This is a genomic window from Gordonia sp. NPDC003376 (assembly GCF_053589235.1).
The window spans coordinates 194,971-216,817 of the sequence record NZ_JBSFRM010000005.1; the positions used below are offsets into that span (position 1 = coordinate 194,971).

20 protein-coding genes and 1 pseudogene are annotated in these 21,847 nt (G+C 68.3%); 14 read left to right on the forward strand and 7 right to left on the reverse strand.

All coding sequences use genetic code 11. From position 1 onward, the window contains the following. Nucleotides 1–251: 251 nt before the first annotated feature. The 5 genes from ACWDUA_RS08130 to ACWDUA_RS08150 are packed head-to-tail and all read right to left on the reverse strand — an operon-like array spanning nt 252 to nt 5,815. Nucleotides 252–1,034 (reverse strand): sirohydrochlorin chelatase, encoded by a 783-nt coding sequence (locus ACWDUA_RS08130; protein WP_449750499.1) that lies wholly within the window; start codon nt 1,032–1,034, stop codon nt 252–254. After that, nucleotides 1,031–2,347 (reverse strand): sulfate adenylyltransferase subunit 1, encoded by a 1,317-nt coding sequence (locus ACWDUA_RS08135; RefSeq protein WP_449750500.1) that lies wholly within the window; start codon nt 2,345–2,347, stop codon nt 1,031–1,033. The genes ACWDUA_RS08130 and ACWDUA_RS08135 overlap by 4 nt, the downstream gene beginning before the upstream one ends. Next, a complete protein-coding gene (cysD, locus tag ACWDUA_RS08140) occupies nt 2,347–3,291 on the reverse strand; it encodes a sulfate adenylyltransferase subunit CysD (protein WP_449750501.1) in 945 nt (314 codons plus the stop codon). Before cysD ends, ACWDUA_RS08135 begins: the two co-directional genes overlap by 1 nt. Further along, the gene (locus tag ACWDUA_RS08145; RefSeq protein ID WP_449750502.1) at nt 3,288–4,040 is read right to left on the reverse strand and encodes a phosphoadenylyl-sulfate reductase; all 753 of its coding nucleotides are present in this window, start codon (nt 4,038–4,040) and stop codon (nt 3,288–3,290) included. The genes cysD and ACWDUA_RS08145 overlap by 4 nt, the downstream gene beginning before the upstream one ends. After that, nucleotides 4,037–5,815 carry a nitrite/sulfite reductase gene (locus ACWDUA_RS08150; RefSeq protein ID WP_449750503.1) on the reverse strand — a complete coding sequence of 593 codons (1,779 nt, stop codon included), beginning with the start codon at nt 5,813–5,815 and terminating at the stop codon, nt 4,037–4,039. The genes ACWDUA_RS08145 and ACWDUA_RS08150 overlap by 4 nt, the downstream gene beginning before the upstream one ends. A 458-nt stretch (nt 5,816–6,273) precedes the next feature. Between ACWDUA_RS08150 and hemW the strand changes: the two genes are divergently transcribed. Further along, nucleotides 6,274–7,449 (forward strand): radical SAM family heme chaperone HemW, encoded by a 1,176-nt coding sequence (gene hemW, locus ACWDUA_RS08155; protein ID WP_449750542.1) that lies wholly within the window; start codon nt 6,274–6,276, stop codon nt 7,447–7,449. 9 nt (nt 7,450–7,458) lie between these two features. Here the strand turns inward: hemW and ACWDUA_RS08160 are convergent, their stop codons facing one another. Beyond that, nucleotides 7,459–7,923: a type II toxin-antitoxin system VapB family antitoxin gene (locus ACWDUA_RS08160; protein WP_449750504.1), complete on the reverse strand. Its 465-nt coding sequence runs from the start codon at nt 7,921–7,923 to the stop codon at nt 7,459–7,461. 150 nt (nt 7,924–8,073) lie between these two features. Between ACWDUA_RS08160 and hrcA the strand changes: the two genes are divergently transcribed. From hrcA to ACWDUA_RS08225, 13 genes and pseudogenes are all read left to right on the forward strand, one after another. Then, nucleotides 8,074–9,108: a heat-inducible transcriptional repressor HrcA gene (gene hrcA, locus ACWDUA_RS08165; RefSeq protein WP_449750505.1), complete on the forward strand. Its 1,035-nt coding sequence runs from the start codon at nt 8,074–8,076 to the stop codon at nt 9,106–9,108. 96 nt (nt 9,109–9,204) lie between these two features. Next, nucleotides 9,205–10,365 (forward strand): molecular chaperone DnaJ, encoded by a 1,161-nt coding sequence (gene dnaJ, locus ACWDUA_RS08170; RefSeq protein WP_449750506.1) that lies wholly within the window; start codon nt 9,205–9,207, stop codon nt 10,363–10,365. A 10-nt stretch (nt 10,366–10,375) separates the two neighbouring features. Next, a complete protein-coding gene (locus ACWDUA_RS08175) occupies nt 10,376–11,125 on the forward strand; it encodes a 16S rRNA (uracil(1498)-N(3))-methyltransferase (RefSeq protein WP_449750507.1) in 750 nt (249 codons plus the stop codon). Between the two features lie 53 nt (nt 11,126–11,178). Next, nucleotides 11,179–11,964: an alpha/beta hydrolase family protein gene (locus ACWDUA_RS08180; protein ID WP_449750508.1), complete on the forward strand. Its 786-nt coding sequence runs from the start codon at nt 11,179–11,181 to the stop codon at nt 11,962–11,964. 128 nt (nt 11,965–12,092) lie between these two features. Further along, complete coding sequence (locus tag ACWDUA_RS08185; RefSeq protein ID WP_449750509.1) at nt 12,093–14,255, forward strand: PhoH family protein; 2,163 nt, start codon at nt 12,093–12,095, stop codon at nt 14,253–14,255. Beyond that, on the forward strand, nt 14,252–14,836 hold the full coding sequence (gene ybeY, locus ACWDUA_RS08190; protein WP_449750510.1) for an rRNA maturation RNase YbeY: 585 nt from the start codon (nt 14,252–14,254) through the stop codon (nt 14,834–14,836). The genes ACWDUA_RS08185 and ybeY overlap by 4 nt, the downstream gene beginning before the upstream one ends. Then, a complete protein-coding gene (locus ACWDUA_RS08195) occupies nt 14,833–16,254 on the forward strand; it encodes a hemolysin family protein (protein ID WP_449750511.1) in 1,422 nt (473 codons plus the stop codon). The genes ybeY and ACWDUA_RS08195 overlap by 4 nt, the downstream gene beginning before the upstream one ends. Continuing rightward, nucleotides 16,251–16,592, forward strand: coding sequence for a cytidine deaminase (locus ACWDUA_RS08200; RefSeq protein ID WP_449750512.1), 342 nt, complete (start codon nt 16,251–16,253; stop codon nt 16,590–16,592). Before ACWDUA_RS08195 ends, ACWDUA_RS08200 begins: the two co-directional genes overlap by 4 nt. Further along, entirely contained in the window at nt 16,589–17,500 is a 912-nt protein-coding gene (era, locus tag ACWDUA_RS08205; RefSeq protein ID WP_449750513.1) for a GTPase Era, read from the forward strand. The genes ACWDUA_RS08200 and era overlap by 4 nt, the downstream gene beginning before the upstream one ends. Before the next feature lie 33 nt (nt 17,501–17,533). Continuing rightward, nucleotides 17,534–18,931, forward strand: a pseudogene (locus tag ACWDUA_RS08210) (YhgE/Pip domain-containing protein); the annotation flags it as partial. Nucleotides 18,932–19,243: 312 nt separating this feature from the next. Further along, entirely contained in the window at nt 19,244–20,017 is a 774-nt protein-coding gene (gene recO, locus ACWDUA_RS08215; protein ID WP_449750514.1) for a DNA repair protein RecO, read from the forward strand. Then, the gene (locus ACWDUA_RS08220) at nt 20,017–20,835 is read left to right on the forward strand and encodes an isoprenyl transferase (protein ID WP_449750515.1); all 819 of its coding nucleotides are present in this window, start codon (nt 20,017–20,019) and stop codon (nt 20,833–20,835) included. Before recO ends, ACWDUA_RS08220 begins: the two co-directional genes overlap by 1 nt. Then, entirely contained in the window at nt 20,832–21,242 is a 411-nt protein-coding gene (locus tag ACWDUA_RS08225; RefSeq protein WP_449750516.1) for a hypothetical protein, read from the forward strand. The genes ACWDUA_RS08220 and ACWDUA_RS08225 overlap by 4 nt, the downstream gene beginning before the upstream one ends. Before the next feature lie 84 nt (nt 21,243–21,326). On the opposite strand, the gene ACWDUA_RS08230 is transcribed toward ACWDUA_RS08225, so the two are convergent. Next, entirely contained in the window at nt 21,327–21,842 is a 516-nt protein-coding gene (locus ACWDUA_RS08230; protein ID WP_449750517.1) for a Fur family transcriptional regulator, read from the reverse strand. Nucleotides 21,843–21,847: the final 5 nt, after the last annotated feature.

Sequence of the window (21,847 nt, forward strand, 5' to 3'; positions counted from 1 at the left end):
TTTCGACTCGGGTCCTCGCTCTGCTCGGTCCCGGCTCAATCAGCGGTGGGATGCCGCTGGGGAGCGTAGCGACGAGGCGTGTCGAAATCTCTGTCGGGTGGGGTCGGGTGGTGAGTACGGCAGGTGACAGAGGTTTCGACGGCCGGTCGGCCTCGCTGGCGTGAGGACGTCCTGCTCAACCAGCGTGTGGGGATCGTCCTGCTCGACCATCGAAGTGGGATCGTCCTGCTCGAAAACCGATGGGGAAGACGTCAGCGACGTGGTGCGAGAACGGGATCGGGCCGCATCTGACGTACACCGGCGCGGTACTTGTCACAGATCGCATCGATCAGGGCGGGGTGTGCACCGATCGGGCCCGCCACCAGTGAAGCCGGGGCGAGGGTGTCCAGCGCTCGCTCTGCGCGTTCGGTCAGCAGGCCGGCCGAAAGGAAATACGGGCTCAGGACGATCCGGGTGGCGCCGGCATTGTGCAGGCGACGGACGGCGGTGCGCAGCTTGATGTTCCCGACGCCCAGCGCGGTGGCGAAAACGACGTCGACCGGGCGGTGCAGACGGGTCGACAACTCCACCGCGCGGCGCCGGACGAGGCGCTCGGCGGACGGCTGCGATGAACCCACGGCGGTCAGCAGGATGCCGTCGTCGGGCGTCATCCCGGCCTCGTACAGGCGATCGGCCAGCGCTTCGGTGAGGGACAGGGAACCGACGACATCGGTGGTCACCACCGGCGCGGTGGGCGCCGCCGCGGCGATGATCGCGGGCAGATCGACCGACGAGTGATAGCCAGGGGCCAGCAGCAGGGGGACCACCACCGCTGCCCCGGACACGGCGGCCACCTCGTCGGCGACCAGCGGAGAATCCAGATCCAGATACGAGATCCGCACGGCGACGTGCGGCAACCGCCGGGCCACCGCCCCCCGCACCCGCTTCGCCGTGTCGGCGAAACGGGGATCACGGCTGCCGTGCGCGACGAGCAGCAGTGTCGGGGGTGGACCGGCGACCAGGCCGCCGATCACGTCGTCGTACGGTGCGCTCACACCAGCTCTTTGAGATGCAGCGACGCCAGGGCATCGCCCACCAGGCCGGCAGCGAGGGTGTTGCCGCCCTGCGGATCGATCAGCAGGAAGCTGCCCGACTCGCAGTTCACCTGGTAGTCGTCGGCCGGGACGGCCTCGGCGGTCTGCACCGAGATCCGACCGATCTGGTTGAGCTCCAACACGTCCGGGGCGTCGCTCAGCGTCAGGTTCTGCTCATCGAACAAGGCGTCCAAAGCGCCGACGATGGCCTGGGTGGTGCGGGTGCCGTGCTTGAGCAGCAGGCGCGCACCGGGGCGCAACGGCTTGTCGGCCAGCCAGCACACGGTCGCGGTGAACTGCTGGATCGGCTCGGGCGCATCGGTCACGGCACTGATCAGGTCGCCGCGTGAGATGTCGACGTCGTCGGCGAGCAGCAGGGTGACGCTGCGGCCGGTGTGTGCCGTCGACAGCCGGCCATCGGCCGTGTCGATCTGGGTGATGGTGGTGCGGGTACCGCTGGGGAGCACGACCACCTCGTCACCGACACTCACCCGGCCCGCGGCGATCTGACCGGCGTACCCGCGGTAGTCGGGGTACTCGGCGGTGCGCGGACGGATCACATACTGCACCGGGAACCGCAGACCCACCTCGTGGCGGTCGGTCACGTTCGGCACCGTCTCGAGATGCTCGATCAGCGTCGGACCCGAGTAGAACGGGGTGTTCTCGGAACGGGTCGCGATGTTGTCGCCGTGCAGCGCCGACACCGGAATCGAGGTGACCTGCTGGTCGGCCCACCCGAGCGTGCGGGTCAGTTCGGCGAAATCGGCCTTGATCGAGGCGAACACGGACTCCGCGTCGTCGACCAGGTCGATCTTGTTGACCGCCAGCACCAGCTGCGGCACACCGAGCAACGCCATCACCGCGGCGTGGCGACGGGTCTGCGCGACGACCCCGTTGCGGGCGTCGACCAGCAGGATCACCAGCTGCGCGGTGGAGGCGCCGGAGACGGTGTTGCGGGTGTACTGCACGTGGCCGGGGGTGTCGGCCAGCACGAAAGAGCGTGCGGGCGTGGCGAAGTAGCGGTAGGCCACGTCGATGGTGATGCCCTGTTCGCGCTCGGCACGCAGACCGTCGACCAGCAGCGACAGGTCGGGGGTGTCGAGTCCGCGATCGACCGACGCCTTGGTGACGGCGTCGATCTGGTCGGCGAGAACAGATTTCGTGTCATAGAGCAGACGGCCCACGAGGGTCGACTTGCCGTCGTCCACACTGCCTGCGGTGGCGATGCGGAGCAGATCGGGGGCCGGGGCGAGGCCCGCGGTGGAGTCGGTCATCAGAAGTATCCTTCTCGTTTACGGTCTTCCATGGCCGCCTCGGAAACCCGGTCGTCACCACGGGTGGCGCCACGTTCGGTCAGCCGCGACGCGGCGACCTCGGCGAGTACGGCCTCGTTGTCGGCAGCCTCGGAAAGGACTGCGCCGGTGGTCGATCCGTCACCCACGGTGCGGTAACGCACGGTGCGGGTCTCGACGGTCTCGTGCTCGCGCGGTCCGCCCCACGGACCGCTGGTCATCCACATGCCGTCGCGCGAGTACACCTCACGCTCGTGCGCGTAGTACAGCGGTGCGAGAAGCACCTGTTCGCGGGCGATGTAGCGCCAGATGTCGAGTTCGGTCCAGTTGCTCAGCGGGAACACGCGAACGTGCTCACCGGGGGCGTGGCGACCGTTGTACAGGTTCCACAGCTCCGGACGCTGGCGCTTGGGATCCCACTGGCCGAAGGCGTTGCGCAGCGAGAAGATCCGCTCCTTGGCGCGCGAACGCTCCTCGTCGCGCCTGCCACCGCCGAACACGGCGTCGAAGCGGTTCTCGGTGATCGCATCGAGCAGCGGGATGGTCTGCAGCGGGTTGCGGATGCCGTCCGGGCGCTCGGTCAGGCGGCCGTCGGCGAGGTACTCCTCGACCGAGGCGACGTGCAGACGCAGCCCGTGCCGCTCGACGATCTCGTCGCGGAACCGGATGATCTCCGGCAGGTTGTGTCCGGTGTCGACGTGCAGCAGCGAGAACGGCAGCGGCGCAGGCCAGAACGCCTTGAGTGCCAGGTGCAGAAGGACGGTGGAGTCCTTGCCGCCGGAGAACAGGATCACCGGTCGCTCGAACTCGCCGGCCACCTCGCGGAAGATGTGGATGGCCTCGGACTCGAGGGCGTCGAGTGTGGTGAAGTCGTCGGACTCGGCGACGTCGCGGGCGGCGCCGGTCGAGGAATCGGTGATGGTCATGCGTGCAGCCCACATTCTGTCTTGGTACGGCCGGCCCACCGGCCGCTTCGGGGATCGGATCCGGGTTCGGGTTTGGCGGTGCAGGGGGCGCAGCCGATCGACGGATACCCCTCGTCCACCAGCGGATTGACCAGCACCCCGTTGTCGGCGATGTAGCCGTTCATCTCCTCGTCGGACCATGGTGCGATCGGATTGATCTTCACCAGACCGAACCCCTCGTCGAAGGAGATCAGCGGGGCGTTGGCCCGGGTCGGGGCCTCCACCCGTCGGATGCCGGTGACCCACGCGTCATAACGTGACAGTCCGGCCTTGAGCGGGACCACCTTGCGCATCCGGCAGCACTCACCGGGATCACGCGCGAACAGGTTGCGCCCCAACAGCTCGTCCTGCTCGGCGACGGTGTGCTCGGGGGTCAGGTTGACCAGGTCCACGCCGTACACCTGCTCCACCGCGTCCCGCGTGCCGATGGTCTCGGCGAAGTGGTAGCCGGTGTCGAGGAACAGGACCTTGACCGGTGCGCCACCGAGCAGTTCGCGGTCGACGTGCTTGACCGCGAGGTCGACCAGCGCGGCGTCCTGCATGTTGGAGGCGACGACGAAGTTGGTGCCGAAGGTCTCCGCGGTCCATCGCAGCAGTTCCTGCGGGGACGCGTCGGTACCGAGGTCGGCGGCGCCGCGTTCGGCGATCGCCCGCAGCTCGTCCTCGCCGAACCGGCGGCCGGTGGCGGCGTCGGTGGTGGCGGTGGTCATCGGAGGGCCTCCTCGTCTGCGCGAACGGCCCACTGGGCGAACCGTTCTCCCTCGTCGCGCTGGTCGATGAAGTTGCGCACCACCCGCTCGATGTAGTCACCGATCTCGGTGGAGAGCACCTTGTGCTGGCGGAGCTTGCGACCGAAGCCGGAGTCCATGCCGAGGCTGCCGCCGAGGTGTACCTGGAAGCCCTCGGTCTGGCCGCCGTTGCCGTCCTCGACGAGCTGGCCCTTGAATCCGATGTCGGCGATCTGCGAACGCGCGCACGAGTTGGGGCAGCCGTTGATGTTGACGGTGATCGGGACGTCGAGTGCGGAGTTGATGTCGGCCAGCCGCTGCTCGAGCTCGGGAACCAGCACCTGCGACCGCTTGCGGGTCTCGGTGAACGAGAGCTTGCAGAACTCGATTCCGCTGCACGCCATCAGGTTCCGGCGCCAGTTTGACGGCCGGGCGGAGAGCCCCTGGGCGGCCAGCTCGGTGATGAGCTGCTCCACCTTGTCGTCGGCGACGTCGAGGACGATCAGCTTCTGGTACGGGGTGAAGCGGATGCGGTCGGACCCGGCACGCTCGGCGGCGTCGGCGACGGCGGAGAGCTTGGTGCCCGACACGCGGCCGGCGATCGCGGCGAAGCCGACTGCGTTGAGCCCGTTCTTGAGCTTCTGCACACCGACGTGGTCACGCGGGGCGGTCAGTGGCTCGGGGGCCGGACCGTCGATCAGCTTGCGGCCCAGGTACTCGTCCTCGAGGACCTGACGGAACTTCTCGATGCCCCAGTCCTTGATCAGGAACTTCAGACGCGCCTTGGTGCGTAGGCGGCGGTAGCCGTAGTCCCGGAAGATCGAGACCACACCTTCCCACACGTCGGGCACCTCGTCGAGCGGAATCCACGCACCGACCCGTTGCGCCAGCATCGGATTGGTGGACAGACCGCCACCGACCCACAGGTCCAGACCTGGGCCGTGCTCGGGGTGTTCGACGCCGATGAAGGCGATGTCGTTGATCTCGTGCGCGACGTCCTGCAGACCCGAGATGGCGGTCTTGAACTTGCGCGGCAGGTTCGAGTACCGGGGGTCGCCGATGTAGCGGCGGACGATCTCGTCGATCGCGGGGGAGGGGTCGAGGACCTCGTCGACGGCCTCACCGGCCAGCGGCGAACCGAGCACCACGCGGGGGCAGTCGCCGCACGCCTCGGTGGTCTTGAGGCCCACGCCCTCGATGCGCTTCCAGATCTCCGGCACGTCCTCGATCCGGATCCAGTGGTACTGGACGTTCTCGCGGTCGGAGAGATCGGCTGTGTCCCTGGCGAACTCGGTGGAGATGCCACCGAGGGTGCGCAGTTGCTCGACGTTGAGGGCACCCGCATCGCAGCGGATGCGCATCATGAAGTGGTTGTCCTCGAGGATGTCGATGTTCTCGTCGCCGGTCCAGGTGCCGTCATATCCCTCGGCGCGCTGGGTGTACAGACCCCACCAGCGCATCCGGCCGCGCAGGTCCTGCTTGTCGATCGAGTCGAAACCCTGGTGCGCGTAGATGTTCTCGATCCGCGCACGCACGTTGAGCGGGTTGTCGTCCTTCTTGACCTGCTCGTTGGGATTGAGTGGCTCGCGGTAACCGAGCTTCCACTGCCCCTCGGCGCGACGCTTGGCCGGGCGGGCCTTCTTGCGTGCCGGACGTTCACCTGTCGCCGCAGTGCGAGCGGGACGCTCGGCACGGGCCGGCGGCGCTGCGGGCTCGGCGGCGTCGCCGGTCGCGGTGATATCGGTCGTAGACGTCATGGATTCTCCTGCGCCGGGGCACGCGTGCTCCGGCCGATCAAGGGCTGGGCAATGAACGTGACGTGGCGGCACACCCGCGAACGTGCAGCGGGGCTTCTCAGGGCCGGGGCGTCGTCTAGAGGCGACAGCAAGCGCTGCAGACGCGCTTGAGATCAACGTGGCGTCGAGCTGCGAGCCACACCCCGGGGAAATTCACGTCGTCCATAGTGCCACGTCCGTCTGTCGCTCGTCTACTTGGGAATACTTTTCTCCACGCTGAGGCAAAGTCGATCCATCGGGGACCGCCGGTGACCTCGCACGACGCCGACAGTGATGTTCGACACAACCGGGTGGGGTGCGGATGTATTCCGCGCACAGAGCGCCGAATTGGGCCGCGCGGGCTTCACGCGCATGATGGACGGGTGAGCAGTACGAGTCCGTCGGTCCCCGGCCTCTCCGCGTCGGCGCCCGAATCGGACATCCGGGCGGCGGCCGCCTCGGTCGACCCCACCGTCGGGTTCGGCCTGTACATCCACGTCCCGTTCTGCGCCACACGCTGCGGCTATTGCGACTTCAACACCTACACCGCCGGAGAACTGGGCACGTCGGCATCGCCCGAGTCGTGGTTCGACGCGGTGACCACCGAGCTCGACATCGCCGCGGCGGCGCTGAGCCCTTCGCGGCCGGTCTCCACGATCTTCGTCGGCGGCGGCACGCCGTCGTTGCTCGGCGGCGACGGGCTCGCCGGTCTGCTCGGCGCGATCACCGACCGATTCGAGCTGACCGACGACGCGGAGGTCACCACCGAATCGAATCCGGAATCGACCTCACCGGCATTCTTCGACACGCTGCGTACCGCGGGCTACACCCGCATCTCGCTCGGAATGCAGTCCGCCGCACCGCATGTGCTCGCCACCCTCGACCGCACCCACACCCCGGGACGGGCCGTCGTCGCCGCCCACGAGGCCGCAGCGGCGGGCTTCGATCACATCAATCTCGACCTCATCTACGGCACACCGGGCGAGCGCGACGCCGACCTCGACGCCAGCCTCGACGCGGTGCTCGCCGCGCCGGTCGACCACGTGTCGGCCTATGCGCTCATCGTCGAGGACGGCACCGCACTGGCCCGCCGCGTGCGGCGGGGCGAGATCCCGGCACCCGACGACGACGTGCTCGCCGGCCGGTACACGCGCATCGACGAGCGGCTCCGCGGCGCCGGCTTCGACTGGTACGAGGTCTCCAACTGGGCCCGGAGCACCGCCGGACAGTGCCGCCACAACCTCGCCTACTGGTACGGCCACGACTGGTGGGGTGTCGGCCCGGGCGCGCACTCACACGTCAACGGCGTGCGCTGGGCGTCGGTGAAGCATCCGACCCGCTATGCCACGACCCTCGCCGGCAAGGCCATCCCGGTGGCCTCGCACGAGGTGCTCGCGTCGGCCGACCGCCACCTCGAGGCCGTCATGCTCACCACACGCTGCCGCAGTGGACTCCCGCTGACCCTGCTCGACGCCGCCGAGACGGCGGAGGCACGGCGGCTCGTCGACGACGGGCTGCTCGTCGTCGACGGCGACGTCCTGGTGCTCACCGACCGTGGCAGGCTCCTGGCCGATGCGGTGATCCGCGACATCGTCGTCGCCGGGGATCTCGGCTGAATCAGGGCTCTACCAGCGCTGTTGCGGTGGGGGTGGGGTCCAGCCGGTCGAGCGTGCGGGACGCCGGTGCGCCCCCGGGTCGCGGGTGGGCGGATCGCGCGGGCTGTCGGAGACGATCGGCAGCGTCTGGGCGTCGCCGAGCTGCTCGTCGAGGGTCGGGGCACCCGGCCGCAGGTCGAAGGCGTCGAGATCGAGCATCCGCGCGTGGATCACATGCCGGTTGCGCAGGGCCGAACGTACCGCGCGATGCAGGCCGTCCTCGAGGTACATCTCGCCCTGCCAGCGCACCACGTGCGAGAACAGATCGCCGTAGAAGGTGGAGTCCTCACTGAGCAGCCGATCGAGCGCCAGCACGGTGGTGACCGTCACCAGCTCGTCGAGTCGGAACTGGCGGGGCGGGATCTTGGCCCAGCCTCTCGGGCTGAGTCCGTGGTCGGGATAGGGTTTGCCCTCCCGAACCCCCTTGAAGATCATGGTGATTCGTCCTGTGCTGGGTCCTCACCTGCGATGACGCGTGATCAGGCGGCTCGCCGGCATCACGCACCGCCGAGGCGCGCTGCGGTTTCGTAGAATGGATCTCACCCACTGTATGGCAGACAGCGGGACCGAGAGGAGGTCTGGCCGGTGTCGAGCACCGATGATCGACGGTTCGAGGTTCTGCGCGCCATCGTCACCGACTTCGTCGCCACGCAGGAGCCGATCGGCTCGAAGGCGCTGGTGGAGCGTCATCAGCTGGGGGTGTCCAGCGCAACGGTCCGCAACGACATGGCGGTGCTGGAGGCGGAGGGGTACATCGCGCAGCCGCACACCAGCTCCGGGCGCATACCCACCGACAAGGGCTACCGGATGTTCGTCGACCGGATCAGCGAGATCAAGCCGCTGTCCGCGGCCGAACGTCGCGCGATCCTGTCGGTCCTGGATTCCGGGGTCGACCTCGACGATGTCCTGCGCCGCTCGGTGCGCCTGCTCGCGCATCTGACCCGACAGGTGGCGGTGATCCAGTACCCGGTGCTCTCGACGGCCACCGTCCGGCATCTGGAGGTGGTGTCGCTGACGCCCTCGCGGCTGCTGCTCGTGGTGATCACCGACACCGGCCGTGTCGAACAGCGCATGGTGGCCCTGGCCGACGAGCTCTCCGACGACGAGACCGCACGGTTGCGGGCCATGTTCTCCGAGGCGCTGGACGGCAAACGGCTGGAGGAGGCGTCGGCATCGGTCGCCGAACTGGCCAATGCCGCGCCCGAGGACCTGCGTCAGGCGGTGGTCACCGTGGCGACCGTGTTGGTGGAGACCCTCGTCGAACGTGGTGAGGACCGACTGGTGCTCGGCGGCACCTCCAACCTGGCGCGTGCGGCCGCGGATTTCGCACCCAGCTACGGCGGGATGGACTCGGTGCTCGAGGCCCTCGAAGAGCAGGTGGTGGTGCTCAAACTGCTCGCCACCACCCAGCGGATGGGTCGGGTGACGGTCCAGATCGGCGAGGAGACCCAGACCGAGAACCTGCGTGGCACCTCGGTGGTGTCGACGGGGTACGGTGCTTCGGGCACCGTGTTCGGCAGTGTCGGCGTGGTCGGGCCCACCCGTATGGACTATCCGGGAACCATTGCGTCGGTGGCCGCCGTTGCCAAGTACGTGGGCGAGGTACTCGCCGAACGGTGAGCCCGCAGCCGGGCGTCCCCGGGTCGGAAACGGTCCCGCGGAGCGCTTCAGGCTGCGCAACCAGTGAGTGTGTGAGAACGAAGGACCGAGACGACCGTGGCAACTGACTACTACGGACTGCTGGGCGTTGCCAAGGGCGCGACCGATCAGGAGATCAAGCGCGCCTACCGGAAGAAGGCCCGGGAGTTGCACCCCGACGTCAACCCCGGCGAGGAGGACCGCTTCAAAGAGGTCACCACCGCCTACGAGGTGCTCAGCGACCCGGAGAAACGACGCATCGTCGACGCCGGTGGCGACCCGCTCGCGGGCCCCGGCCAGGGCGGCTTCGCCGGTGGGTTCGGGGGTGGAGGCCTCGGTGACGTGTTCGAGGCGTTCTTCGGCGGTGGTGGCGGAGGCTTCGGCGGCGGTTTCGGCGGTGGCCGCGGACCCCGCTCGCGGGTGCAGCCCGGCGAGCCCGCCCTGGTGGGCGTGGAACTCGACCTCGAGGAGTGCGCGGCCGGCGTCAACAAGGAACTGACCGTCGACACCGCGATCCTCTGCGACGTCTGCAAGGGTGCGGGTACCAACGGTGATTCCAAGCCGGTCTCCTGCGACACCTGCCATGGTGCGGGCGAGATCCAGGCCGTCCAGCGTTCCCTGCTCGGCCAGGTGATGACGGTGCGCGAGTGTCCCACCTGCCACGGTGTCGGCGAGATCATCCCCGACCCCTGCCGCAAGTGTGGGGGCGAGGGTCGCGTCCGCTCCCGCCGCACCATGACCGTCCGCATCCCGGCCGGGATCGAGTCCGGTATGCGGGTGCGGCTGGCCGGTCAGGGCGAGGTCGGCCCGGGCGGCGGTCCCGCCGGTGACCTCTACGTCGAGATCACCGAACGCCCGCACGAGGTGTTCATCCGCGACAAGGACGATCTGCACTGCACCCTGCGTGTGCCGATCGTCGACGCCGCGCTCGGCGGCACCTTCGATGTGCAGACCATTCTCGGCGACGCCGTCACCGTCACCATCGACGCGGGCACCCAGCCCGGACAGGTCGTCAAGCTGCGCGGGCAGGGTATGCCGCACGTCAACACCGGTGTGCGTGGCAACCTGCACGTTCATCTCGACGTGACGGTGCCGACCAAGCTGGATTCGGCGCAGACCGAGGCGCTCGAGAAGTTCCGCGACGCCTCCGAGGACACGATCGACCTGGTCACCACGTCGGCGGCGGCCGCACCGGGCGGACTGTTCTCCCGCCTGCGTAACGCCTTCGCCGGCCGCTGATCGGCTCGGCGTGAGCCCACCGCTGTTCTGGGTCGACGAGGTCCCCTCCGCCGGGGCACAGGCCACGCTGTCGGGTCCGGAGGGACGGCATGCCGTGACCGTCGCACGGTTGCGTGTCGGCGAGCCCCTCTTGCTCGGCGACGGTGCCGGGTCGCTCGCGACCTGTGAGGTGACCGGCATCGACGGCAAGGACACCCTCCGCGCCCGCGTCGGCCGGTACGAGTTCACCGACCGTCCGACGCCGCAGGTCACGGTGGTCCAGGCGCTGCCCAAGTCCGAACGGTCCGAACTGGCCGTCGACCTGGCCACCGAGGCCGGGGTCGACCGCATCGTCCCGTGGCAGGCGGCGCGCTGTGTGTCCCGGTGGACCGGCAAGGCCGACAAGGGTGTCGCCAAGTGGACTGCCGCGGCGTCGGCGGCCGCCAAGCAGAGCCGCCGACCCTGGATTCCCGAGGTCACCGACCTGGCGACCACGATCGACGTCCGCGCCCGCTGCGCGGAGGTGGTGGGCGCCGGTGGGGTGGTGGCGGTGTTGCACGAGGAGGCCGCCGAACCGCTGCGCGATCTGTCGCTGGCCGAGGCGCCCCACGTGGTGCTGGTGGTGGGTCCCGAAGGGGGCCTCGACGACGCCGAGATCGCCGACCTCGCCGCGCTCGGCGCGCGGCCGGTGCTGCTCGGCCCGGAGGTCCTGCGTACGTCGACCGCCGCGGCGGTGGCGCTTGGTGCGATCGGGGCACTGACCGATCGGTGGGCCCGATGAGCATGAAACCCCGATCATCATGAAACCCCGATCATCGTGAAACCCCGATCATCATGAAACGCTGTGCGGTGCACCGATCGCGTGTGCACTACGGTGACGGACCCTCGCAGTTCGGCCACCTCTACCACGCCGCCGATCAGGCCGACCGGCCTGCGGTGATGCGCCCGATCGTGCTCGTCCACGGCGGGTACTGGACCACCGAGTTCGCGTTGACCATCGAGACCGCGATAGCCCGGCAGTATGCCGAACGTGGTGCGCTGGTGTGGAACATCGAGTACCGCCGGGTGGGGGAGGAGGGCGGCGGCTGGCCGAACACCGGCCGTGACGTCGTCGCCGCGATCCGAGCCCTCGACGGCCCGGTGCGCGCCGTGCTGGATCCCGATGTGGCCGCCCGTGTGGACTGGGAGTCGGTGGCCGTCGTCGGCCATTCCGCCGGCGGGCAACTCGCGGTGTGGGCGGCCACCCAGCTCGGGGCACGCACCGCCACCGCCCGGATCGACACCGTCGTCGCACAGGCCGCGGCCTTGGATCTCGTTGCGGCAGGCCGGGTTGCGCGACCGTCGGTGGTCAAGCTGCTCGGTGGCCCGTACGAGTCCCGCCCGGAGCGGTATCGGTCTGCGTCGCCGGTGGACCTCGAGCCGATCGATGCCCACATCGTGGTGATCCACGGTGACAAGGACACGGCCATCTCGGTGGAGCACAGCCGCGAGTACGTGCGTCGGGTCGCCGAGCGCGGGCAGTCGGTGGAGCTCATCGTCGTCGGAGAGGAAGGCCACGACGCCTTCGTCGACCCGAGCAGCGCATGCAATCGGCGGACGATCCGTGCCCTTGGTCTGTGAACCGTCGATGTGCGAACCGGAATATTCGGTGGTGGGCGCGTGGGCGGCGAGGGATAGACTGACACCACCCCGACGCCAGGGACACCACGTTCCGGGCGTGCCCCGACCTTTCAGGAGTGATCTCATACGTGAGTGACGACGACCCCGACGTGAGCGCCGCCAAGCGCGGGACCCCACCGGGCCGACCTGTGGTCACATCGAATGTCGAGGTTCCCTCCGAGGTGGTGTTCGGGCTGCTCGGTGCCGGTGATGTCAATCTGCGCACCCTGGAACAACTGTTGCCCGCCGACATCCACGTCCGTGGCGATCAGATCACCCTTCGCGGTTCGGCTGCCGACGTCGCCGCATCCGAACGGGTGATCGCCGAGCTGGTCGACCTCGTCGGCCGTGGTACCCCGCTGACCCCGGATCTGGTGCGGCACAGCGTGTCGATGCTGTCCGAGGGGGTCTCGGAGTCGCCGGCGGAGGTGTTGTCCCTGGACATCCTGTCCCGGCGTGGCAAGACGATCCGGCCCAAGACGCTCAACCAGAAGAAGTACGTCGACGCGATCGACAACAACACCGTCGTGTTCGGCCTCGGCCCCGCCGGTACCGGCAAGACCTACCTCGCGATGGCCAAGGCCGTGCAGGCGCTGCAGGCCAAGGACGTCACCCGGATCATCCTCACCCGTCCCGCGGTGGAGGCCGGTGAGCGTCTCGGCTTCCTGCCCGGCACGCTGAGCGAGAAGATCGACCCTTACCTACGGCCGCTGTACGACGCCCTGCACGACATGATGGATCCGGAGTCGATCCCCAAGCTCATGGCCGCCGGGGTGATCGAGGTGGCACCACTCGCGTACATGCGAGGACGCGCGCAACCGGTGTCCACGCGTGTGCTGACGCCATCGGGCTTCCGTCCGATCGGTGACCTGCGGGTCGGGGACGAGGTGATCGGCTCGGACGGACGACCCACCGAGGTGCTCGGCGTGTACCCGCAGGGCTTCAAGGACATCGTGCGGGTGACCACTCAGGATGGCTCGACCACCTTGTGTTCGACCGACCACCTGTGGTCGGTGTACACGCGGTCCGATCGCCGGCGCGGTGAGGGCCCGAGGGTCCTCGAGGCCAAGGAGATGATCGGCAACCTCCGTGCCCCGCACCGTCACCGATACGAACTCCCGCTACTGAGTGCTCCGGTCGACTTCGCGTCGCAGTCGGTACCGCTCGACCCGTATGTGCTCGGGCTCATGCTCGGAGACGGTTGCGTGGCCGGCCAGACCACGCCGACCTTGACCACCACCGATCCCGAATCGGCGGAGGCGTTGGAGAACGCGATCTCGGGGATCGTCCTGCGCGGCAAGTCGGAGATCGGCCATGTGTGCAACCGGATCGCCACGCCCGGTGACGTGACCGCCACAGCGAACCCGGTCACCGGTGCCTTGCGGCGGCTCGGGTTGTGGGGAACGACGTCGCGGACGACGTTCATCCCACGGCAGTACCTGTTCAACACCGCAGATGTTCGGCTCGCGGTGTTGCAGGGACTCCTGGACACCGATGGCGGCCCCGTGACCCAGGCGGCACGAACCCCCCGGGTGCAGTACACGACGGTATCGGATCGGCTGGCCGACGATGTCGCGTTCCTCGTGCAGTCCTTGGGCGGCGTGGTCCATCGGCGTATCCGCGTCGCGGAGGGCCGGACACCCGGACGAGCCAGAGGACGCGACGTCCCCGACAACCACGTACTCGACATCCGTCTGCCGGCCGGGATGATGCCGTTCCGGTTGGACAGGAAGATCGCGAAGTACGCGGTCACCGAGCCCGAACAGCCCAAACGCTACATCGAGTCGATCGAATCGGCCGGTACCGACGAGGCCGTGTGCATCCGGGTGGCGGCGGCGGATTCTCTGTATGTGACAGAGGATTTCCTGCTGACCCACAACACGCTCAACGATGCCTTCATCATTCTGGACGAGGCCCAGAACACCACCGGCGAGCAGATGAAGATGTTCCTGACACGTCTCGGATTCGGGTCGAAGGTGGTGGTGACCGGCGACGTCACCCAGGTGGATCTACCGGGTGGGGCGCAGAGCGGTCTGGTCGCCGCCAGTCGCATCCTCGAGGGGATCGACGACATCCACTTCTCGATACTCACGAGTGCAGATGTGGTGCGGCACAGGCTCGTTGCCGACATCGTCGACGCGTACGGACGTGCCGAGGAGGCCGAGCGCGCCAACCCGCGATTCCGCGACACCGACCGACTGCCCGGAAACCGCGCCACCCGGCGCGCTGGAAACCATGGACGACGCTCATGAGTATCGAATTCGCCAACGAGTCCGGGGTCGACGTCCCGGCCGACCTCGTCCTGGACGCGGCCAGGTTCGCGATCGCCGCGATGGACGTCCATCCCGGTGCCGAACTGTCGGTGCTGTGTGTCGACGAGCCGACAATGGCCGACATGCACGTGCAGTGGATGGACCTGCCCGGACCCACCGATGTGATGAGCTTTCCGATGGACGAGCTGGTACCCGGTGCCCGACCCGACGCCGCCGAACCCGGCCCGGCGATCCTCGGTGACATCGTCCTGTGCCCGGAGTTCGCGGCCAAGCAGGCACGCGAGGCACGTCGGTCCTTCGAACACGAACTGGCCATGCTCACCGTCCACGGCGTGCTCCATCTGCTCGGCTACGACCACGCCGAACCGGAGGAGGAGAAGGAGATGTTCGGACTGCAGAACCAGTTGCTCGAGGAGTTCTACGCCGAACGTCACCGCGCCGCCCAACGGCAACGACAGTCCGACCGCGACAGTCGTCTGCTGACCAACATCGGGTTCACCGAGACCACCGGAGGTGAACCCGGTCCCGCGCTCGGTGGCGCGACCCCGGACGAACGGTGAGTACCACCACCGACATCTGGCTCGGGATCTGTGCGATCCTGCTCGTCGCGCTCAGCGGTGTCTTCGCCGCCGCCGACACCGCCGTGTCGACCGTCTCGATGGCGCGGGTCGAGGACATGGTCAAAGAACACCGCGCCGGTGCCGCACGTCTGGCGAAGGTGCTCGAATCACGGGCCACCTACGTGGGTCTGGCGGTTCTGCTGCGGGTGGTCTGCGAGACCGCTGCGGTGGCGTTCATCGCGGTGATCGCCGTCGACGGACTCGGCCTCGGCTGGGGTCTGACCGTGACCATTCTCGGGATGGCCGTGGTGTCGTATGTGGCCGCCGGGGTGGGGCCGCGCACGCTCGGCCGCCAGCACGCCTACTCGATCTCACTGATGTCGGCGGCCGTCCTGCAGGCCATCGGCGTGCTGCTCAAGCCGGTGACCCGGCTGCTGATCCTGATCGGCAACGGACTGACCCCGGGCAAGGGATTCCGCAACGGCCCGTTCGCCACCGAGGTGGAGGTGCGGGAGGTCGTCGATCTCGCCGAGGCGCGCGGTGTGGTCGATGCCGACGAACGCCGGATGATCCAGTCGGTCTTCGAACTCGGCGACACCAACGCCCGCGAGGTGATGGTGCCGCGTCCGGAGATGATCTGGATCGAGCACGACAAGACCGCCGCACAGGCGGTCAGCCTGGCCGTCCGGAGCGGCCATTCCCGAATACCGGTGATCGGTGAGAACCCCGACGACATCCTCGGTGTGATCTATCTGAAAGACCTCGTCGCACAAGGTCTCTCCGGGGTCGACGGCAAGACCGTCCCGGTGGCCGAGGTGATGCGTCCGGCCGAGTTCATCCCCGATTCCAAACCCCTCGACAACGTGCTCGAGGACATGCGCCGCACCCACAACCACATGGCGTTGCTCGTCGACGAGTACGGCGGCATCGCCGGACTGGTCACCATCGAGGACGTCCTCGAGGAGATCGTCGGCGAGATCACCGACGAGTACGACACCGACGAGGTCGCCCCGGTCGAGGACCTCGGCGACGGCAGCTACCGGGTGTCGGCCCGGCTGCCCGTCGAGGATCTCGGGGAGCTCTTCGACGTCGACATCGACGACGACGAGGTGGAGACCGTCGGCGGACTGGTGGGGTTGGAACTCGGCCGCGTGCCGTTGCCCGGCGCCCAGGTGTTCAGTCACGGTCTGCATCTGGTGGCCGAGGGTGGTCCCAACCGGCAGGGGCGTCAGCGCATCACCACGGTGGTGGTGACCCGCGCCGAACCCCGTGTCGCCGAAGTCGACACCGACCACGGCGAATACCCTGAGCACGCCGACAACCGATCCGGACACAACCGATCCGGAGACAGCAGATCCGGAGACAAGCGGTCCCGGGACAACCGATCCGGTGACAACCGACGCAAGGAGGCGATGTGAGCGAAGCGCTCACCGACGAGGACCAGAAACTGGTCGTCCTGGCCCGCGGGGCGCGGGGCCGCGCCCAGACCGCCTCCGGGGCGGCGGTCCGCGACGGCGACGGTCGGACCTACGCCGGCGCCGACGTCACGACAGCCACCCTGACGTTGTCGGCGTTGCAGGTCGCCGTGGCCACCGCACTGTCGAGTGGTGCCGAATCGTTCGAGGCCGCAGTGGTCGTCGGTGGTGACGCCGACGATCCGGGCCGCGCCACCCTCGCCGAGATCAGTCCGGTCGCGGCATTCGTCGTCACCGACCCGGCCGGCACCCCGCTGACCCGTCTGGATGCGCGGGGATGAGCGAATTCCGTTCCGGCTTCGTGTGTTTCGTCGGCCGGCCGAATACCGGCAAGTCCACCCTCACGAATGCGCTGGTGGGGGAGAAGATCGCGATCACCTCCAACCGGCCACAGACCACCCGCCACACCATCCGGGGCATCGTCAACCGGCCGGATGCGCAACTCGTCCTGGTGGACACCCCCGGACTGCATCGTCCACGCACCCTGCTCGGTCAGCGCCTCAACGACCTGGTCCGCGACACCTACTCCGAGGTGGACGTGATCGGCGTGTGTGTGCCTGCCGACGAGAGGATCGGCCCGGGCGATCGCTGGATCGTCGAACAGGTTCGCCAGATGGCACCCGGCACCACCGTGCTGGGTATCGTCACCAAGATCGACACCGTCGGCCCGGAGAAGGTGGCCGCGCAACTGCTCGCGCTGTCGGAGCTGCTGGGTCCGTCGTCGGAGGTGGTGCCGGTCTCGGCGCGTTCCGGCAGACAGATGGACATCCTCGGTGACGTGCTGGTCTCGTTGATGGAACCGGGACCCGCCTTCTACCCGGACGGTGAGCTCACCGACGAGCCTGAGCAGGTGCTGATGGCGGAGTTCATCCGCGAGGCCGCGCTCGAAGGAGTGCACGACGAACTGCCGCATTCGCTGGCGGTGGTGATCGAGGAGATCATCCCGCGCGAGGACCGGACCCCCGAACAGACGCCGATGGTCGACGTCCATGCCATCCTGTACGTCGAGCGCGACAGCCAGAAGGGCATCATCATCGGCAAGAAGGGTGCCCGGCTGAAGGCGGTGGGCACCACCGCGCGCGGCCAGATCGAGGCGTTGCTGGGGGTCAAGGTGTATCTCGACCTGCACGTCAAGGTCGCCAAGGACTGGCAGCGTGATCCAAAGCAGTTGGGGCGCATGGGCTTCTGAGGTGCGCCACACCGATCGGAGGGAGTTCACAGGGTGGGCAAGCATGAGGTGGGCGGGGAGTCCGACACGGTCGTGACCCCCGACGTGGGAGCCCATGAGGCACACGAGGCGGAGGCCCAGGCCACCAAGACCATCTCCGAGGTCCTCGGCTCGCCTCGCTTCTGGCTGATGCCGGTGCTGCTGGTGGTGGTCGTCATGTCGTTCATGGCGGCGCTGTACATGGGCGCCATCGCCGACCCGGAGAAGAACCTGCACGACTTCCCGATCGCGCTGGTCGACGAGGACTCCGGTGGCACCCTCGACAACGGCAACGGCACCACCACCGCCGTCGACTACGGCAAACAGGTCGGCGACGGGATCATCACCAACGCCGCCGAGAGCGGGATCGTGGTGCACCGCGCCGACCGCACCACCGCACTCAACGAACTCAACTCGGGCAAGGTCTACGGCGTCGTCGTGATCGGGCCCAATTTCACCAACTCGACCATCTCCCTGGGCAAGGCCACCGTGCTGACCGCACGTCCCGACCCGGTGACCATCGACATCTACATCAACCGCGGGTCGGGCACCTTTGCCTCGGCGATCACCACCACCTTCGCAGAGCGGGTGTCGGAGCAGGTCAACGACCAGATGGGCAAACAGCTCACCGAGACCGTGCGGTCGCAGCTGGCCAAGGCCGGCGTCAATTTCTCCGGTGCGGCGCAGCGGGCGCTGTGGAACCCGGTGAATGTCGCCATCGTCGAGCCGACACCGCTGCCGAGTGGCTCCGGGAACGGTCTGTCGGCGTTCTACTACACGCTGCTGCTGATCCTGGCCGGGTTCACCGGCGCGATGATGGTGAGCATCGTCGTCGACGGCATCCTGGGACAGACGCCGGTCGAGTTCGGTCCGTTCTATCAGCTGCGGATGCGGCTGGCGATCTCACGGTGGGGCACCCTGGCCGCCAAGTGGACGGTGATGGCGATCATCGCGGTGATCCAGTCGGGATTGTTCATCGGAGTCTGTGCGGCCGTCGGCACCTCGCTGCCGAACGCCTTCTCACTGTGGCTGTTCGGGGTGGTGGTGATCTTCGCGGTGGGGGTGTCGGCGAGCTCGATGATGGCCGTGTTCGGCAACGTGGGCCTGATCCTCAACCTGGTGTTCTTCGTGATCCTCGGCCTCCCGTCGTCGGGCGGGACGGTCCCGTTGGAGGCCAGCCCGAAGATCTTCGCGTGGATCGCGGCGGTCGAGCCGATGCATCTGGTGTACCTGGGCGCGCGGGCGATCCTGTTCTTCGACGCCGACTGGGACGCCGGCCTCGGGCGATCGGTGATCCAGACCTTCGTCGGTCTGGGCGTCGGTTTGCTGCTGGGCTGGCTGGGCACCAAGTTCTACGACCGCAAGGGCTGGCACCGCTACCCGGGCGGTATGCAGCTGCCCACGAAGCTGGCCGCCGCGCTGGACAAGACCGGGACCCCGACCATCACGGTCCCGGCACCGCATCACGTGGCCGGTACGACCCCGCGCCCGTCCGTGGACGCCGCCTCGACCCAGCAGACCGCGGTCGCCGAAGCACCCCGGCCGGGGGTGGGCGCCGAACCGTCGCCGGTGGCCGAATCGGACGACGCGTCGCGTGACGGGGCTGCAGCGGAGTCGCGGTCCGACGAGTCGTCGGGGGAGGCAGAGTCCGGCGACTCCCGGGTGTGAGCAGGATGCGGAGTGTCCCGCTCGGGTGCCGTCGGTGCTCGGTGGGACAATGGCCCGGTGAGGTTCTACCGGGATGAGGCCGTCGTGCTGCGCCAGCACAAGCTGGGCGAGGCCGACCGGATCATCACACTGCTCACCGCCGAGCACGGCCTGGTGCGTGCGGTCGCCAAAGGCGTGCGTCGCACCCGGTCCAAGTTCGGGGCGCGGCTGGAACCCTTCGCGCACGTCGATGTGCACCTCTATCCGGGGCGGAGTCTGGACGTGATCACGCAGGTGCACAGCCTGCATGCCTTCTCCGACGCGATCGTCGCCGACTACGCCCGCTACACCACCGCGTGCGCGGTGTTGGAGACCGCGGAGCGTCTCGCCGGCGAGGAACGCGCGCCCGCACCGCGGTTGCACCGGCTCACCGTCGGCGCGCTGGAGGCCCTCGCCGACAACCGCCGACCCAATCAACTGATCCTCGACGCGTTCCTGCTGCGCGCGATGCACTGCGCCGGCTGGATGCCCGCCCTGGAGGTGTGCGCCCGCTGCGCCCAGCCCGGGCCGCACCGTGCGTTCCACGTCGCCGCCGGCGGTGCGGTGTGCCTGCATTGCCGCCCGCCCGGGGCCGCGACACCCTCGCCCGGGGTGCTGGATCTGATGGAGGCGATGTTCGCCGGACAGTGGGAGATCACCGAGTCGGCCACCGATTCGCTGCATCGTCAGGCCAGCGGACTGATCGCCGCACACCTGCAATGGCATCTCGAGCGCCAGCTGCGCACCCTGCCGCTGATCGAGCGGACAGCTCCCCATAGGCTGGTCGAGGAAGCGGTGAGAGGAGTCGGCTGATGGCGCTACGTCCCGGATCGTCGGCACGCAAGGCGGGCGCGACCCGGCCGGTGACGGTGCGACCACCCGACCCGCACCCCAGCGGTGCGAAACCACCTGCGTTGCCTGCGGAATTCGTGCCCAAGCATGTCGCATTGGTGATGGACGGCAACGGCCGCTGGGCCACCGAGCGTGGTCTGCCGCGCACCGAGGGCCACAAGCGCGGCGAGGCGGTCCTGATGGACACCGTCTGCGGCTGTATCGAGCTCGGCGTGACGTGGCTGTCGGCGTACGCGTTTTCCACCGAGAACTGGTCGCGCAGCCCGGACGAGGTGAAGTTCCTGATGGGCTTCAACCGCGATGTGATCCGTCGTCGTCGCGATGAGATGAACGAGATGGGTGTGCGGGTGCGGTGGGCCGGACGTCGCCCTCGGTTGTGGCGCAGCGTCATCAAGGAACTCGAGGTCGCCGAGGAACTGACCCGCGACAATGACGTGATGACGCTGACGATGTGCGTCAACTACGGTGGGCGGGCCGAGATCGCCGATGCCGCACGGGAGATCGCCCGTCGTGCCGCAGCCGGTGAGATCGACCCCGAGCGGATCAACGAGCAGTCGTTCGCGAAGTACCTCGACGAGCCGGACATGCCCGACGTCGACCTGTTCCTCCGGCCGTCGGGGGAGCAACGCATCTCGAACTTCCTGTTGTGGCAGTCGGCGTATGCCGAGATGGTGTACCAGGAGAAGCTGTTCCCCGATTTCGATCGGCGGGATCTGTGGGATGCGTGCGTCGAGTATGCCGAACGTGACCGCCGATTTGGTGGGGTCAAGCCACGGTGAGCTCGGAAACCCCTGCCGCCGAACCGATCTCACGCGTGCGAGTCCTGCTCGCCGAAGTCGGCGAGGTGGTGGACTCCGACGCCGACTCGGTGGTGGTTCGTGTGGGTCGGACCCGCGCGTCGGTCCGGGCGATCGACCTCGCCGAGGAACTGCGGGTACTGACCATCACCCAGCTGATCGCGCTGAACCTGCCCAACACGCCGGAACTGCGTGACGACGTCGAACACCATGACGCCCGACTCAGCTTCGGCAGTCTGCGCCGGTCCGATCCGGAGGGGGTGACCACCGATGTCCTGCTGTACTACACCTTCCCGTTCGGTGGGCTCGCCGACATCGGACTGCTCACCGTGCTGCACCTGGTGCTGACCACGGGCGCCGAGATCGCCGGGGAACTCGTCGGCGGCTGACACCGGGCGCGAACGCCCGATCAGCGGAATCGGGTACCCGTTCGACGAGTCGGGTCCCGGCCGATGGGATCGGCCCGGGGTCACCTAGTCGGGACGGCACTCCGCGCAGCGACCGAACACCTCGACGGTGTGGTTGATGTCGGTGAAGCCATGCTCGGCGGCGACCTTTGCCGCCCAGCGCTCCACAGGTTCGGCCTGGACCTCGACGGTGGTGCCACACTCGCGACACACCAGGTGATGATGATGGCCGGACGAGCAGTGCCGGTAGCGGGTCTCGCCCGAGCCGTCCCAGAGCGCGTCGATCTGACCCGACTGGGAGAGCGCCTGCAGGTTGCGATAGACGGTGGTCAGGCCGATCGACTCGCCACGGGCCTTGAGTGCCTCATGGAGCTCCTGCGCCGACCGGAAGTCATCACTGGCGGCCAGGGCGTCGGCGATGGCGGCACGCTGGCGGGTGGACCGGACACCGGTGACCGGCCGGTCTCTGGCGCCGCCGGATTCCCCGGTGTCGACCGATCCTTCTGTGGTCGCGGACCCTTCTGCGTTCGCCGACAGCTGTGCGCCGATCGGCTTCTCCGTGGTCGACGGTTCTGCACTCATGATCG